Genomic DNA, 15,729 nt, shown 5'->3' on the forward strand with positions numbered 1-15,729 from the left:
GGTCCATTGAATGGACTAGTATAACGCTAACTTTAACGCCCGAGGTTAGCCGTGCAGATATCCGTGACTGATGCAAAAAGTCAGCTTACCGAACTGGTGCGCCGCGCCGAAGCCGGTGATGAGGTCATTCTCACCCGTCATGGCCACGCAGCCGTGCGGCTGGTTCCGGTCACCGTCGCGGCGGATAAAACATCCCGTAGCGCCGCGCTCGCAAAAGTGCGCGCGACTGTCGCCAACAAAGGCGATAATGGCCCGGACGCCGCGCATAGTCAGGATCTTCTCTATGACGAGCACGGCCTTCCGAAATGATCGTTATCGATACGTCGGCTCTGATGACGATCCTGCTCGATGAACCCAAAGCGGATGCCTGCGCCTCAGCGCTCGAAACTGATGAACCTCTGCTCATTTCAGCGGGGACGCTTGCGGAGGCCATGATCGTGGCGCAGCGGCGCGACCGCAGCCGGGAACTAGAGATGCTGATCGAAGGTCTGGGCGCCGAAATCAAGCCCGTCACCCCCAAATCGACGCATGGCGTTTCGGAAGCTTATCGCATTTGGGGCAAGGGCGTTCATCCTGCCGGACTAAATTTCGGCGACTGCTTTGCCTACGAGCTGGCGAAAACAGAGGGTTGCCGTTTGCTTTATGTCGGTAACGACTTTTCGCAGACGGACATCCCGGGCGTTCTCTAGATTAGACCGGCGCGATCATCTTCGGCGGCTTGAAATCCGGCGCCACAAGACCACCCGAGATCAGCAGCTTCGCCGCATCCTCTGGGGTCATGTCCAGCATCACGATCTTGTCCTTGGGCACGAACAGCAGGAAACCCGCCGTCGGCACCGGTGTAGGCGGCAGGAAGACGGCGACCATCTGCTGGCCCATCTCGTTGAAGCGATGGGCGAGTTCGCCCTTTGCCTCGGAAGCCACAAACACCATCGCCCATGTGCCTGACGACGGGAACTCGATCAGGCCAACCTTCTTGAAGGAGTTCGAGTGCTCCTTCAGGACGGATTCGAACAGCTGTTTGATGCTTTTATAGATCGGCCGCACCAACGGCATGCGGTTGAGGATGGATTCACCGACGCCGACAATCCATTTCCCGATCAGGTTATTGCCGAGAAAGCCGATGAGGGTGATGCCGATGACAGCGATCAGCAGGCCGAAGCCGGGAATGGCCACATCGAAATATTGCTCGGGATCGTAACGGGCGGGAATATAGGGCTTCACCCAGCTATCCGCCCATTGCAGGAAGCTCCACACCAGCCACATGGTAATGGTGACGGGTGCGAGGATCAGAACGCCCGTCAGGAAGCTGTTGCGCAACCGTGTCGCAAAGGAAATTTTGGGAGGAATGTCGGTCATTTACCGTTCGCGTTAAGCGCTGTCGCTATCGAAACCCGGATGAAAACTGACAATGCCGGATGGCGTTCCCCCATGCAAGCGAAGAACTGTGAAATATTCGTCAGGAATCCCCATAGCGCTTAGGCCTTCGACGGCGCGAAAACCGAAGCGTCCATAATAATCGGGATCGCCGGCAACGACACATCCCGATGCGCTCAGCCGATCAAGCGCACCAAGCCCTTCACGCACCAGCCGGGAGCCGATACCCTCGCCCTGCCGTTCCGGCGTCACCGAAAGAGGCGCAAGGCAAAACCAGCCGCTGTCGCCGCTTGAAAGTGTCACGGGCGAAAAGCCGATATGGCCGACGATCCCTTCGCTGTCTTCGGCCACGAGCGAAACCGTGATCGCACCGGCCTCCCGCAGCCGCGCCACGATCAGATGTTCGGTCTTGTCGCTATGGTCGACGTTACGGAAGGCTTCTTCCGTAACGCGGGCAATCGCCTCTTCGTCACCCTGGCGCTCCGGCCGGATGATCATTCCACCGTGACCGATTTTGCAAGGTTGCGCGGCTGGTCGACATCCGTACCCATGAAAACGGCGGTGTGATAGGCCAGCAGCTGAATGGGCAGCGAGAAGACCATCGGTGCGATCAGTTCGTCGACGGTCGGCAGCGTGATCGTCGCCATGGTGTCGAGCTTGGAAGCGGCAGCTCCCTTCTCATCCGTGATGAAGATGATACGGCCGCCGCGGGCGGCAACCTCCTGCATGTTGGAGACGGTCTTTTCGAAGAAACGATCATGCGGTGCAATCACGATCACGGGCATGTTCTCGTCGATCAGCGCGATGGGGCCGTGCTTCAACTCGCCGGCAGCATAACCTTCGGCGTGAATATAGGAAATTTCCTTGAGCTTCAGCGCGCCTTCCAGCGCCAGCGGGAAGCTGGTCCCCCGGCCGAGATAAAGCACGTCCTTGAAGCGCGACAGATCGCGCGACAGGCCCTCTATCTGCGGCTGGATGATGTTGAGCACCTGGCTCATGATGCGCGGCATCTCGATCAGATGTTGCACAAGTTCCTTTTCCTGACCAGGCTTCAGCGTGCCGCGCGCCTTGCCGGCGGCAATGGCGAGCGAAGCAAGCACCGCAAGCTGGCAGGTGAAGGCCTTGGTGGAAGCGACGCCGATTTCCGGTCCGGCAAGGATCGGGAAGATGGCGTCCGATTCCCGGGCAATGGTCGATTCCCGCACATTGACGATGGCGCCGATCTTGAGATCGCTTTCCTTGCAATAGCGCAGCGATGCCAGCGTATCGGCTGTCTCGCCCGATTGCGAGATGAAGAGCGCCGCCTGCGTTGGCTGAAGTGGCATTTCACGATAGCGGAACTCGGAGGCCACATCGATCTCCACCGGCAGGCGCGCATAACGCTCGAACCAGTATTTGCCGATCAGGCCCGAAAGATAAGCCGTGCCGCAGGCGGAGATCGCAAGTCCGGAAAGCTTAGCGAAATCAATGGCTTTATCGGCCTCTTTCACGGTCTTGGAGGCGAAATCCACATAATGGCTGAGCGCATGGGAAATGACTTCCGGCTGCTCGTAGATTTCCTTTTCCATGAAGTGGCGATGGTTTCCCTTGTCGACGACATAGGCCGTCGCCTGCGATATCTGCCGCTCGCGCTTCACCGGCTTGCCGGAGAAATCGATGATCTCAGCACCCTGCCGGGTCACGATGGCGCAGTCGCCATCCACCAGATAGGTGATCTCGTTGGTGAAGGGCGAAAGCGCAATGGCGTCGGAACCCAGGAACATTTCTCCGCGGCCATAACCGACGGCAAGCGGCGGGCCGGAGCGCGCCGAAAGCAGCGTACCGGGATCGTCCTTGAACATCACCACCAGCGCATAGGCGCCTGTGACACGGTTCAGCATCTTCAGCATAGCCTCACGATGACCAAGACCCTCGCGGGTGTATTTCGCCAGAAGCTGCGCCACCACCTCGGTGTCGGTCTGGGTGGTGAAGGTCGCGCCCTCGGCGGTCAGTTCTTCGCGCAGTTCGGCGAAGTTTTCGATGATGCCGTTATGGACGACGGCCACGCCATCGACGAAGTGCGGGTGAGCGTTGGTTTCGTTCGGCACGCCGTGAGTCGCCCAGCGTGTATGCGCGATGCCGACCACGCCCGGAAGCGGCTTTTCGGACACCAGCTTTTCCAGATTGAAGAGCTTGCCCTCGGCACGGCGGCGATCCATCGCGCCATTGTCGATCGTTGCAACGCCGGCTGAATCGTAGCCACGATATTCGAGACGCTTCAGTGCATCGACAAGCCGTTCAGCAACGGGCTCAGTTCCGACAATTCCGACAATTCCGCACATATATATCTCCAGACGGCGATCTTTTCGCCGAAACTTCTAATCTTTCCCGTGCAATCCGCAATTATGGCGCCGGTCACTTTCGGTATCGCTTCGTAACGTCCTTCAAGACGACTTTTTCTTCGCTTCCTTCAGCGCCTTCGCCCGCTCGCGCACCGCGGTTGCGCGGCCCGGCTTCACCTCCTGGCGCGCACGCCCAAAAGCCAGCGCATCATCGGGCACGTCATCGGTGATGACGCTGCCGGAGGCGATGTAGGCCCCCTCGCCAATCGTCACGGGAGCAACCAGCGACGAGTTGGAACCAACGAAGCTGTTCGCGCCGATCCGCGTCTCAGCCTTGTTGTAACCGTCATAATTGCAGGTGATGGTGCCGGCACCGATATTGCTGCCCGCGCCAACGAAGGCGTCGCCGATATAGGTGAGATGATTGACCTTGGCCCCCTCGCCGATCTCGGCCTTCTTGACCTCGCAGAAATTACCCACCTTGGAGTTGGCGTGCAGGTTGGCCCCCGGTCGCAGCCGGGCATAGGGACCAACAGTGGCACCTTCCGCGACATGCGCGCCTTCGAGGTGTGAGAAGGCATGGATCACGGCACCCGGTTCGACCGTCACGCCGGGACCAAAAACGACATTGGGCTCGATCAGCGCGTCCTGACCGATCGTCGTATCGAAGGAGAGGAAGACGGTTTCAGGCGCGATCATCGATACGCCGTCGACCATCAATTCATGGCGGCGGCGCTCCTGCCAGAGCTTTTCGATAAAGGCCAGTTCGGCGCGGTTGTTGCAGCCGACCAGTTCTGTTTCCGGTGCATCGATGGCGACGGCGCGGCGGCCGAGCGACCGGGCGATTTCGACCACGTCCGTCAGATAATATTCGCCCTTCACATTGCCGTTGCCGATCCGGTCGAGCAGATCAAGGGCATTGCGGCCATTGATCGCCATCAGACCACTATTGCACCAGGTCACCCTGCGCTCTTCGTCGGTCGCATCCTTTTCCTCGCGGATCGCCACCAGCTCGCCATTCTCGACCAGCAGCCGGCCATAACCCGTGGGCCGGTCGGTATGAAAACCGATCACCGCGACATCGGCGCCGGAAGCAATGGCCTCGCGGGCCCGGTCGAGCGTGGCGGAGGTAATGAGCGGCACGTCGCCATAAGCGATGATGAGATCGTCGAAGCCGCGTTCGATTGCCGCACGTGCGGCAAGCACGGCATGGCCGGTGCCTTTGCGTTCCTTCTGAAGAAAAGTCTCAACCTGAAGTCCCGGCAGGCTCGCTGCCGTGGCAACATTGTCGGCGTCACGTCCGCAACCTCGCTGCCGTGGCAACATTGTCGGCGACGTCCGACGACGAGCGCCACCGTGCCCACGCCCGATCCAGCCACCGCCTCGACCACATGCGCAATCATCGGACGGCCGGCGACCGGATGCAGCACCTTGGATTTCGACGACTTCATGCGCGTGCTGTCGCCCGCTGCGAGAATAACGGCTAGAGAGCTGCGCTCCATAAGACCTCCAACACCCCGTCGGCGACTGCCTGGCAGCCGATACAGCGGCACATGTTTGACTTTGCGCCGTCCGGCAAAACGGACGGGCGCATCGGTAATTTCATTCCGGATTGCTATAACGGCGGCCCGCTTAAGAAACCATGCAAATCTGCACCAAATTTCCGCACCGGTTTTCATCAAACGTGATTGGAGCGGGATCACATCCTGCTCCCACCGTCTGATTTATCGCCGGGAGTTGCGGGCAGTGAATTCCAGTACCTGCTGGCGACCGTTCTCAATCAATCTTTCCATCTCGCGACGCGCGGCGGCCTCGTCATGCAGACGAAAGGCTTCCACGAGCTTCAGGTGCGAAGCTGAAACATCGGAAATTTCATTGGGATCGGTGTCCGGATTGCTCATCCGGAAAATGCCCGCCAGAGCCGCCTTTATCAGCGAACCAACGGTGCGCATGAACGGGTTGCCCGACATTTCGGTGATGAGGACATGGAAATTCATGTCCGCGAGCGCGCGCTTTTCTTTCGAATAAGCAGTATTGCCCATCTCATTGGCATAGGCGGCAAGCTTTGCGATATCCGCATCCTTTGCCCTGATGGCGGCAAGCCCGGCGCCATAGGGTTCGAAGGCTTTGCGGATGTCGTAGAGATGCAGCAGGAACTCATCGCTGACGCCGGCCTCGAAGTGCCATAGCAGCACTTCGCTGTCGAACATGTTCCAGCTTTCGCGCTCCGTCACCCGCGTACCAATCCGCGCCTTGGGGGAAATCATGCCCTTGGCCGTCAGCGTCTTCATCGCTTCGCGCAGCACGGTGCGCGAAACTTTAAGCCGCTCCATCAGCTCCGCATCGCCTGGCAGGATGTCGCCGGTCCTGAAGTTGCCGGACACGATGTCGAGACCGAGCTTGTGAACGACCTGTGCATGATTTGTCCGCAGCTTTCGTAGACCGATCGCCGCATCGAGCATTCCGCGCTGCAAGTGCCATGTCCTTCCGTTCGGTTGGCGATTTTAAAAATCGCGCCAGACGTGTATCTTCAGTCAGAATATAGTGAAAGACATCAAGTTGCCGGAAAAGCAAAGGCAAACTTCATCTACGCAATAAAACCCATGAAAATAAGCAAGGCTGCACATGCGTCGATGTACAGCCCCGATCTTTGCGAACGCAATTTCCCACGTCATCCTCGCCCTTCAGGCGAGGATCCATAGACATGGCGAGTATCATCCGGGTCAAGGCCGAGGATGACACCCTGTCCCACAACGCAGATTATTGCGGCAGCTTGTCGTCCACGCCGGCAACGTAGAAGTTGAGGCCGAGCAGGACCTTATCCTCAGCCTTTTCACCAGCCTTCAGCCATTCCGAGCCGTCCTGCTTCTTCACCGGGCCGGTGAAGGGGTGCAGTTCGCCGGACTTGATCTTGGCTTCGGTGTCCTCGGCCATCTTCTTCACGTCGTCAGGCATGTTGGTGTAGGGCGCCATGGTCAGGATACCGTCCTTCAGGCCGTCCCAGACCGATTCCGACTTCCAGGTGCCATCGAGAAGAGCCTGCGTGCGCTTGATGTAATAAGCGCCCCAGGTATCCTTGATCGCGGTCAGCTGCGTCTCAGGACCGGCCTTGATCATGTCGGAGGCCTGGCCGAATGCCTTGATGCCGCGCTCGGCTGCAACCTGCATCGGTGCCGTCGTGTCGGTGTGCTGCGTCAGGATATCGACGCCCTGGTCGATCAGCGCCTTGGCGGCATCGGCTTCCTTGCCGGGGTCGAACCAGGTGTTGGCCCAGACGACCTTGACCTTGAATTCGGGATTAACGGACTGCGCGCCGAGAACGAAGGCGTCGATGCCCATCACCACTTCCGGGATCGGGAAGGACGCGATGTAACCGGCAACGCCCTTTTTCGACATTTTCGCGGCGATCTGGCCCTGAATGTAACGGCCTTCATAGAAACGCGAATTGTAGGTCGCGACGTTTTCGGCCGTCTTGAAGCCGGTTGCGTGCTCGAACTTCACCTTAGGGAATTTCTGGGCAACCTTCACGGTCGCATCCATGAAGCCGAAGGAGGTGGTGAACACCAGTTCGCAGCCGGAGCGGGCCATGCGCTCGATGGCGCGTTCAGCATCCGGGCCTTCCGGAACGCTTTCGAGGAACGGCGTTTCGATCTTGTCGCCGAAGTGCTTCTGCAGCTCTTCGCGGCCGATATCATGCGCCTGCGTCCAGCCGCCATCGGTGCGGCTACCGACATAGATGAAGCAGACCTTCTTGGCGTCGGCGGCTTCAGCGGAGGAAACAACGCCTCCCAGCGCCGCGATGGAAGCGGCAAGTGCGATGACCAGTTTTTTCATTTTTACCCCTGTTGGTTTGGAGACGTGAGAATGCTTTACCTGTCCGGTACGAAGGACTTGCCCAGCGATGCCGGTGTATTGATCAACGTCGTGCGGCGATTATGCGAGATGATGACCAGCACGACAATAGTTGCAAGGTAAGGTAGCGCCGACAAAAGCTGCGACGGCACCCCGATGCCGAAGGCCTGCGCGTGCAATTGCCCGATGGTGACGGCGCCGAACAGATAACCGCCGGCGAGCACCCGCCATGGACGCCAGGACGCGAAGACAACAAGTGCCAGCGCAATCCAGCCACGCCCGGCCGACATGTTTTCCACCCATTGCGGCGTATAAACCAGCGAAAGCTGCGCGCCAGCGAGACCGGCACAGGCACCGCCGAACATGACAGTCAGATAGCGTGTGCGTATGACGTTGATCCCGAGCGCATGGGCCGAGGCATGACTATCGCCGATGGCGCGTATCTTCAGGCCCGCCCGGCTTTTGAACAGGAACCAGCCTATGCCGGCCACCAGCCCTATGGAAAGGTAGAAGATCAGATCCTGCCGGAAGAGCAGCGGGCCGATGAAGGGTATGTCCGACAGAACGGGAAAGACGATCGGCTGCAGCTTGACGCCTGGCAGGCCAACGAAGCTTTCGCCCAGCATACCGGATACGCCGAGGCCCAGAATGGTGAGCGCAAGACCCGTCGCCACCTGATTGGTGACCAGCGTCAATGTCAGAAAACCGAACAGCAGCGAAAAAACCGCACCCGAAGCAATGCCGGCCAGAATGCCGAGATAGGGCGAGCCCGTCATATGGGCGGTCGCGAAAGCGCAGACCGCACCCATGATCATCATGCCTTCGACGCCGAGATTGAGCACACCGGATCGCTCCACCACCAGTTCGCCGGAGGCGGCTATGACGAGCGGCGTCGCGGCGGTGATGACGGTGAGGAGAATGGCCTGAAGCATGTCCATCATGCCGCTCCCTGCTTGTGATGCGCCTTGCCGGCAAAAACGACCTTGATGCGATAGAAGATGAGCGTATCGCAGGAGAGCACGAAGAACAGCATCAGCCCCTGGAACACGCGCGTGACCTTGTCCGATACACCGATCGAAAGCTGCGCCGCCTCGCCGCCGAGATAGGTCAGCGCCAGCACCAGCCCCGACAGGATAATGCCAAGCGGGTTAAGACGGCCGAGAAACGCGACGATGATGGCTGTAAAACCATAGCCCGGCGAAATGCTGGGCTGGAGGTGGCCGATGGAGCCGGAGGCTTCCGAAATGCCCGCAAGACCGGCCAGCGCGCCCGATAGCAGCAGCGAAAACCACACCATGCGGCTCGACGAGAAACCGGCAAATCGCCCTGCCCGGGCCGACTGGCCAAGCACGGTGACTTCGAAGCCCTTCAGCATGTAGCGCATCATGAACCACAGCGCGATCGCCGCGACAATGGCGAAAACGAAGCCCCAGTGCGCCCGGCCCGATGCCAGCATCTCCGGCAACACGGCGCTATCGTTGAACGGCTTGGTCTGCGGGAAATTATAACCGCCCGGATCACGCCAGATTCCGCGCGTCAGCCAGTCGAGGAAAAGCTGTGCAACGTAGACCAGCATCAGGCTGACGAGGATTTCGTTGGTATTGAACTTCGTCTTCAGGAGAGCGGGAATACACGCATAGAGCGCCCCGCCGAGAGCTCCCATCACCAGCATGAGCGGCAGAAGCAGCGGCGAATGCCAGTCCGGATAAAGAACCGGCAGTATGGAGCCAGTAATCGCACCGATGGTGAATTGCCCTTCCGCTCCGATGTTCCAGTTATTGGAGCGATAACAGATCGACAGGCCGACACCGATCAGGATCAGCGGCGCGGCCTTGATCGCCAGCTCGTGCAGGGACCAGACTTCGAGCAATGGTTCCACGAAGAAGGCATAAAGCGCATGGGCCGGGTTCTTCCCGAGCATGGCGAACATGACAGCACCGACCAGCAGGGTCAGCACCAGCGCCAGAAGCGGAGAAAGAAATGTAAAAAGCCGGGAAACCCCTGCGCGTTTTTCAAGCTCAATGCGCATGCTGGGCGGCTCCCGAATGTGTCGTGTGAATGCCGCCCATCAACAGGCCGATCTTTTCGAGCGTCATTTCCTCCACCGGATGGGCCTCGGAAAGCTTGCCGTCGGAGATGACCGCGATATTGGTGGCGACTTCAAAGATTTCATCCAGGTCCTGACTGATGACGATGACCGCCGAGCCCGACTTGGCAAGATCGACAAGTGCCTGACGGATGCGGCTTGCAGCACCCGCATCCACGCCCCACGTCGGCTGGTTGACGACAAGCACGGCCGGCTGGCGGTCGAGCTCGCGTCCCACGATGAACTTCTGCAGATTGCCGCCTGAGAGCGACCCTGCCAGCGGATCGGCCCCGCTTTTGCGCACATCCATGGTTTCAGATATGCGCCGCGCCGCTGCCCTGATGGCCGAACCCCTGACAATACGCAGGAAACCGCCGGTCAGGAACGCCTTGCGATCGGAGCGGGCCCGCGCGAGCAACAGATTGTCGGAGAGGCTCATTCCGGGAACGGCGGCGTGGCCATGGCGCTCTTCCGGTACGAAACCCGCCCCCATCAGCCGGCGACCGTTGATGCCGATCCGGCCGACCGGCTTGCCGCGGAGATGGATCGCATCGTTATTATAAACCGGGTATTCCCCCGAAAGCGCGTCGAACAGCTCACCCTGCCCGTTTCCCGCGACCCCGGCGATCGCCAGCACCTCCCCGGCGCGCACGGTCATCGAAATCGATTTCAATGCCACGGCGAACGGCGTGCGCGGCGCGACCGAAAGCCCCATGACTTCGATCTGCGGCGCACCCAGCGCTTCGCCCGTCGCGCGCGACACACTGGCGACATCGCTGCCCACCATCATGCGCGCCAGCGATGCCGGCGTCTCCCGGCGCGGATCGCAGGCACCGGTCACCTTACCATGGCGCAGAACCGTGGCGCGGTCGCAGATGCGTTGAACCTCTTCGAGACGATGGCTGATATAAAGCACGGAACGGCCTTCGGCCTTCAGCTTCTCCAGCGTCTCGAAAAGCTTGTCGGCCTCCTGCGGCGTCAGAACCGAGGTCGGCTCGTCAAGAATGATAAGGCGCGGGTTCTGCAGCAGAGCACGGACAATTTCGATGCGCTGGCGCTCGCCGACCGAAAGATCGGCCACATGCGCATTGGGGTCGAGCGGCAGGCCATAGGCGCGCGACAGGGTCTCCGCTTCCCTGGCGATTTCCTTCAATGAAATTTTCGGATCGAGCGACAGGGCAATGTTCTCGGCAACCGTCAGCGCCTCGAACAGCGAAAAATGCTGGAAGACCATGCCGATGCCGAGCCTGCGGGCTTCGCTTGGCGAACCCACCGAAACCGGCTCACCCTGCCAGATGATTCCGCCCTCGGTCGGTGCGAGAACGCCGAACAGCATCTTGACGAGCGTGGATTTACCCGCGCCGTTTTCACCCAGGAGCGCATGGATTTCACCCGGCGCAATATCGAGATCGATACCGTTGCAGGCGGCGAAATTGCCGAACAGCTTGGTCAGCTTGCGAACGGACAGGAGAGGCACGGCCTCCGGCGCCAAAGTTCCAGTCACGAGTTCCCTCTCTCACCAACCGTCCATGCCTTCTTCGAGGCGTTTCAGACGGTCGCGGTCATTGTTCCCAATCCCGCACCAAAAAGTATGCAATGATACGTGATCAGAACTTATTGATAACGGTTTTGCTGCTGCGCACAACTGAAAAAGAAGCTGCTTAAATGCGATTTGCACAAGCAATAAACGGCTTTACCTCTTCATCATTTCGCGCCGAGCGTTGGGAAAAACTGTAAAATTCCTCCGATGCAATACAGGTAGATGCCGCTCGCCACGAACCCCACCACCGCCCATGTCGGCGTCTGGAAATGCATCAGCAGCGCATAACCACCAAGGGCGCACCAGATGGCCACGACAAGAAGATTAAGGGACCGCAGCCGCTTCACCCGCACGGGATGCAGGAAATTGATCGGCAGAAATGTCAGGAACACCGAAACAGTCACGACTGTCATGGCGGTGGTGGCGCTGGCATCCATCACGAAGAGCGTGAAGATCACCATGTTCCACACCACGGGGAAGCCCGAGAAGAAATATTCGTCGGTCTTCATCCCCATATCGGCATAGTAGATAGCACTGGACACCACGATCATGCCCGCCGCCACAAAGGACCATGGCTCTCCAATCATGCCGCTCTGATAGAGCGCGAAGGCAGGCAGAAGCACATAGGTCACGTAATCGATGATGTTGTCGAGCGTATCGCCCGACCAGTTTGGCAGCACTTCCTTGACCCGGACCTTCCGGGCGATAGGGCCGTCTATCCCATCCACCAGCAGCGCAAGACCAAGCCACCAGAACATATCGACAAAACGGTGCTCGGAAGCAGCGACGACGCCAAGGAAGGCAAGAAAGGAACCGGACGCCGTTAGAATATGAACGGAAAAGGCGCGGATTTCCGCATAGGGAACACGCTTGTAGTTGAAAATTTTCATGGTCAGCGTCTGCGCCCCGCTTTTCATCCGCCCTACTTATTCCGGTATGCGGCCATTCACCACGCTTTGCAACCGGCTCAGTCGGCTTATCCTAAGACTAATGTGGCGGCAGACCCAATGAATCTTCACAACCGGATGTTCCCGGCCGGAAGTGGATTTGCCGATGCAAAGCCTTTATGATGCTCTGGAAATAACAACGGATCAGGACCATGAGACACTTCGATATCGCCATAACAGGTGCAGGACTTGCGGGTCAGATCGCGGCCATCGCACTGGCACGGGCGGGTCGCCACGTGGCGCTCGTAGCACCTTCCACCGACAGGAAGGACCGGCGCACCACGGCGCTGATGGACCAGTCTATCCGCTTCCTGGACCGTCTCGGCCTGTGGTCACGCATCGCGCCTTTGGCCGCCCGCCTTTCCACCATGCAGATCATAGACGGAACCGACCGTCTGTTGCGAGCGCCGACAGTGCAGTTCCGTTCCTCCGAAATCGGCCTGGATGCATTTGGCTGGAACATCCCCAACGAGGCCTTGCTCGGTGTTCTCAGCGAAGCGGTGGAGCAGGAACACAATATTGTCCGCCTCGACACCTTCGCCGAGGCGATCGATATCGGCGACGACCGCGTGACGGTGACGCTTGCGGACGGCGAAACGCTCTCTGCCGATTTCCTCATCGGGGCAGATGGCAGGAAGTCAATGGTCCGGGATGCAGCCGGCATCGGCGTGAAATCCTGGTCCTATCCGCAGACCGCCGTCGTTTTGAACTTCGGCCACAGCCGACAGCATGGAAATGTTTCGACGGAATTCCACACGCCCACCGGCCCTTTCACGCAGGTTCCCCTTCCCGGCAACCGCTCCAGCCTCGTCTGGGTCGTCACCCCGCAACAGGCGGAAGAACTGACTGCCCTGCCACTGGAAGCGCTGAGCCTTCGGGTCGAGGAACGCATGCAGTCCATGCTGGGCGCCGTTACCGTCGAGGATAGCGTCCAGGCATGGCCGCTCTCTTCCATGACCGCCCATCGCTTCGGCAAGGGCCGCGTCGCCCTGATCGGCGAGGCGGCACATGGTTTTCCGCCCATCGGCGCACAGGGACTGAACCTCAGCCTGCGCGACATCATCTCACTGACGGAATTGCTGAGCGCCGTTTCCGCCCGCCCCATTGCGGCCGATGCCGGCAGCAGCTTCGACCGCAGGCGGCGGGCGGATGTCTATAGCCGCACACTGAGCGTCGATCTCCTGAACCGCTCGCTGCTTTCGGATTTCCTGCCCATCCAGATGGCGCGCGCAGCCGGCCTGCACGTACTTTCCGGCGTCGGCACGCTCCGAAGCATTGTCATGCGCGAAGGCATCGAACCCGGCCGGGGCCTGAAGGCCCTGCCCTCACTGCTGTTCGGCAGCTTCAAAAAGGCTGGATGAAATAAACCACGCCCGTCAGCGTGAGAACCGACAGCACCGTCGAAATCAGGATCGTCGCCGACGCCCGCTCCTGCCACACATGATATTGCTGGCCGATGACGAAGACATTCGTCGCGGTCGGCAAAGCAGCCAGCAGCACGGCGGAATAGATCCACACCGGCTCGAATCGCCCGAGCGACGACAACACGAGATAAACGGCGAGCGGATGCAGGATGAGTTTTGCCGGCACGATGTAGCTGATCTCCACCGGCACCCGCTTCATCGGCCGAAGGGCCAGCGTCACGCCCATTGCAAACAGCGCACAGGGTGCGGCTGATTGCGCCAGATAATCCACCAGCCGCTGCACCGCCTCCGGCGGTTGCCATGACAGCGAAGCGGCCAGGAAACCGGCGATGACGGATACGATGAAGGGATGGGTGATGACCTTGCGAGCCACATCCAGCGCAAGCTTCGCCGGGGAACGCTTGTCGCCGCCTGCAACGGCCATCATCGCCGGCGCGACAATGAAATGCGCGGCGTTTTCGAGGCAGACGATGAGCGCCACAGGCACCGCCGCCTTTTCGCCGAGCGCCAGAAGCGCAATGCCCGGGCCCATATAGCCGATATTGCCGTAACTTGCCGCGAAACTTTGGATCGTCGTTTCCGCGAGGCTGTTTTTCCGGACAAAACGACCGATCAGGAACACAACCAAGAAAATGCCATAGGTACAGACGAGGCTGGCGGCAACGAAATCCATCCGCGCCAGTTCTTCCACCGGCGTTTTCGACACCAGCTTGAAAAACAGCGCCGGCAGCGCCGCGTAGATGATGAAGGTGTTCAGCCAGCCCATCGCCTCGACCGGCTGTTTCGTGATGCGCGCAGCGCCGTAGCCGATCAAGATGAGGCCGAAAAACGGCAACAGCAATCCCACGATGTCAGTCACTATGTCTCCCCCGCAAGCAACTCCAGCGGGAGGCTTAGCCGATTTGCATCAGGATCGGAAAGGTCTCCTGGAACCAGATCGCCACATTGGTGATAAAACCGGATATGAAAGCGAGGCCGGTGAGCACCAGCAACACGCCGAGCAGCTTTTCCACGAGGCCGAGATGGCGACGGAAGCGGACGAGGAAACGCATGAAGGAGCCGGAAAACGCCGCCGCGATCCAGAACGGTACCGCAAGGCCAAGAGAATAAACCGCAAGCAACATTGCGCCGTCGCCGACCGTGTCGCGTGAAGCAGCAACGCCGAGAATCGCGCCAAGAACCGGGCCGATGCAGGGCGTCCAGCCAAAGGCGAAGGCGAGTCCCATGATATAGGCTCCGGACAGCGTCGCCGGCTTGCCCGCGCCCTGAAACCGGGCCTCGCGCGAAAACAGGCCGATACGGAACACGCCCAGGAAATTCAGGCCCATCAGGATGATGATGAAACCGCCGATCTTGGCGAGAATGTCGAGATTCTGGCGCAGAAGCGTGCCTATCGTCGAGGCGCCCGCGCCCAGCGCCACGAAGACGGTGGCAAAACCGAGTGTGAAAAAGACGGCCGAAAACAGAACGGCCCTGCGAATCTCCGGCCGTGGTGCCGCGTCTTCCGTCCTGAACTGCTCGACCGACACACCCGCCATATAACAGAGATAAGGCGGCACCAGCGGCAGAACGCAGGGCGACAGAAACGAAAGAGCGCCAGCCAAAAGCGCGCTGAACAGGGAAATATCGGCAATCGACAAGAGAAACTCCGCATCCCGCAAAGCCGCCGCGATTCTTGAGAGCCGCCACCGCTTCACGCTTCATTTTCACGCATGTCATTGCCGCAAAACGATTTCAGCCGCCAGGCAGACACACTTGACGCCGGTTTTATCCCCGGCCGCCCCCTCTCGCCAATCACCTTTTCGGGGGTGCGACAAAAAAAACCGGATTGATCGCCGAAAGCGCTTTTTTTGGGTTGACCGAACGGATCGCTCTACATATGTTCCGCGCACTTCCGAAGGGCAGCCAAGCCCGCCACGGGAGAGCGTAGCTCAGCCGGTAGAGCAACTGACTTTTAATCAGTAGGTCCAGGGTTCGAATCCCTGCGCTCTCACCACCTCACAATATTTTTCGTATTTATTTCCATGGACTTACTCAATCGGCAGGCAATGATCCCGCCGGGTGTTCAAAGCGTTTCCAACATCAATACAGGAAATAAAAGCGTCGCCAACACGGACGCCTAGCGGTACGCGTAGATGTAACGTGCTATATTGTCATAGAAGCTGGAAGATAAGCTGGCAGC

General features: G+C 59.5%; 14 protein-coding genes, 1 tRNA gene and 1 pseudogene. 4 read left to right on the plus strand and 12 right to left on the minus strand.

Going from position 1 to position 15,729, the window contains the following annotated elements; all coding sequences use genetic code 11:
• The first annotated feature begins 51 nt into the window (after positions 1 to 51).
• Both QE453_RS17495 and QE453_RS17500 read left to right on the plus strand, forming a co-directional pair.
• Positions 52 to 309, plus strand: a complete 258-nt coding sequence (locus QE453_RS17495; RefSeq protein WP_045533761.1) for a type II toxin-antitoxin system Phd/YefM family antitoxin — start codon at positions 52 to 54, stop codon at positions 307 to 309.
• Positions 306 to 689, plus strand: coding sequence for a type II toxin-antitoxin system VapC family toxin (locus tag QE453_RS17500; RefSeq protein ID WP_309777593.1), 384 nt, complete (start codon positions 306 to 308; stop codon positions 687 to 689). The genes QE453_RS17495 and QE453_RS17500 overlap by 4 nt, the downstream gene beginning before the upstream one ends.
• 1 nt (position 690) lies before the next feature.
• Here the strand turns inward: QE453_RS17500 and QE453_RS17505 are convergent, their stop codons facing one another.
• From QE453_RS17505 to pcsA, 10 genes and pseudogenes are all read right to left on the minus strand, one after another.
• On the minus strand, positions 691 to 1,359 hold the full coding sequence (locus tag QE453_RS17505) for a DUF502 domain-containing protein (RefSeq protein WP_004442327.1): 669 nt from the start codon (positions 1,357 to 1,359) through the stop codon (positions 691 to 693).
• 12 nt (positions 1,360 to 1,371) lie between these two features.
• Entirely contained in the window at positions 1,372 to 1,875 is a 504-nt protein-coding gene (locus tag QE453_RS17510) for a GNAT family N-acetyltransferase (protein WP_184285591.1), read from the minus strand.
• A complete protein-coding gene (gene glmS, locus QE453_RS17515; RefSeq protein ID WP_004442330.1) occupies positions 1,872 to 3,698 on the minus strand; it encodes a glutamine--fructose-6-phosphate transaminase (isomerizing) in 1,827 nt (608 codons plus the stop codon). The genes QE453_RS17510 and glmS overlap by 4 nt, the downstream gene beginning before the upstream one ends.
• A gap of 102 nt (positions 3,699 to 3,800) precedes the next feature.
• A pseudogene (glmU, locus tag QE453_RS17520) lies at positions 3,801 to 5,200 on the minus strand (bifunctional UDP-N-acetylglucosamine diphosphorylase/glucosamine-1-phosphate N-acetyltransferase GlmU).
• A gap of 222 nt (positions 5,201 to 5,422) precedes the next feature.
• Positions 5,423 to 6,160, minus strand: coding sequence for a FadR/GntR family transcriptional regulator (locus QE453_RS17525; protein WP_006698813.1), 738 nt, complete (start codon positions 6,158 to 6,160; stop codon positions 5,423 to 5,425).
• A 298-nt stretch (positions 6,161 to 6,458) separates the two neighbouring features.
• Entirely contained in the window at positions 6,459 to 7,532 is a 1,074-nt protein-coding gene (locus tag QE453_RS17530; RefSeq protein WP_004442334.1) for a BMP family ABC transporter substrate-binding protein, read from the minus strand.
• 35 nt (positions 7,533 to 7,567) lie between these two features.
• Complete coding sequence (locus QE453_RS17535; RefSeq protein WP_004442337.1) at positions 7,568 to 8,488, minus strand: ABC transporter permease; 921 nt, start codon at positions 8,486 to 8,488, stop codon at positions 7,568 to 7,570.
• Positions 8,488 to 9,579, minus strand: a complete 1,092-nt coding sequence (locus QE453_RS17540) for an ABC transporter permease (protein ID WP_309777594.1) — start codon at positions 9,577 to 9,579, stop codon at positions 8,488 to 8,490. The genes QE453_RS17535 and QE453_RS17540 overlap by 1 nt, the downstream gene beginning before the upstream one ends.
• Entirely contained in the window at positions 9,569 to 11,128 is a 1,560-nt protein-coding gene (locus tag QE453_RS17545) for an ABC transporter ATP-binding protein (RefSeq protein ID WP_309778180.1), read from the minus strand. Before QE453_RS17545 ends, QE453_RS17540 begins: the two co-directional genes overlap by 11 nt.
• A gap of 212 nt (positions 11,129 to 11,340) precedes the next feature.
• Positions 11,341 to 12,066: a phosphatidylcholine synthase gene (pcsA, locus tag QE453_RS17550; RefSeq protein ID WP_006698811.1), complete on the minus strand. Its 726-nt coding sequence runs from the start codon at positions 12,064 to 12,066 to the stop codon at positions 11,341 to 11,343.
• A gap of 209 nt (positions 12,067 to 12,275) precedes the next feature.
• Here pcsA and QE453_RS17555 point away from each other — a divergent pair, with 209 nt between their 5' ends.
• Positions 12,276 to 13,484 (plus strand): UbiH/UbiF family hydroxylase, encoded by a 1,209-nt coding sequence (locus tag QE453_RS17555; protein WP_309777595.1) that lies wholly within the window; start codon positions 12,276 to 12,278, stop codon positions 13,482 to 13,484.
• Here QE453_RS17555 and QE453_RS17560 read toward each other — a convergent pair.
• Positions 13,468 to 14,406 carry an AEC family transporter gene (locus QE453_RS17560; protein WP_004442347.1) on the minus strand — a complete coding sequence of 313 codons (939 nt, stop codon included), beginning with the start codon at positions 14,404 to 14,406 and terminating at the stop codon, positions 13,468 to 13,470. The two genes, QE453_RS17555 and QE453_RS17560, sit on opposite strands and share 17 nt — an antisense overlap.
• A 34-nt stretch (positions 14,407 to 14,440) precedes the next feature.
• Entirely contained in the window at positions 14,441 to 15,187 is a 747-nt protein-coding gene (locus QE453_RS17565; RefSeq protein WP_004442349.1) for a cytochrome c biogenesis CcdA family protein, read from the minus strand.
• 280 nt (positions 15,188 to 15,467) lie between these two features.
• Between QE453_RS17565 and QE453_RS17570 the strand changes: the two genes are divergently transcribed.
• Positions 15,468 to 15,543: transfer RNA gene (locus QE453_RS17570), tRNA-Lys, on the plus strand.
• The last annotated feature ends 186 nt before the right edge of the window (positions 15,544 to 15,729 follow it).

Source organism: Agrobacterium sp. SORGH_AS_0440, from assembly GCF_031453135.1.
In the GTDB taxonomy this organism is placed as follows: domain Bacteria; phylum Pseudomonadota; class Alphaproteobacteria; order Rhizobiales; family Rhizobiaceae; genus Agrobacterium; species Agrobacterium pusense.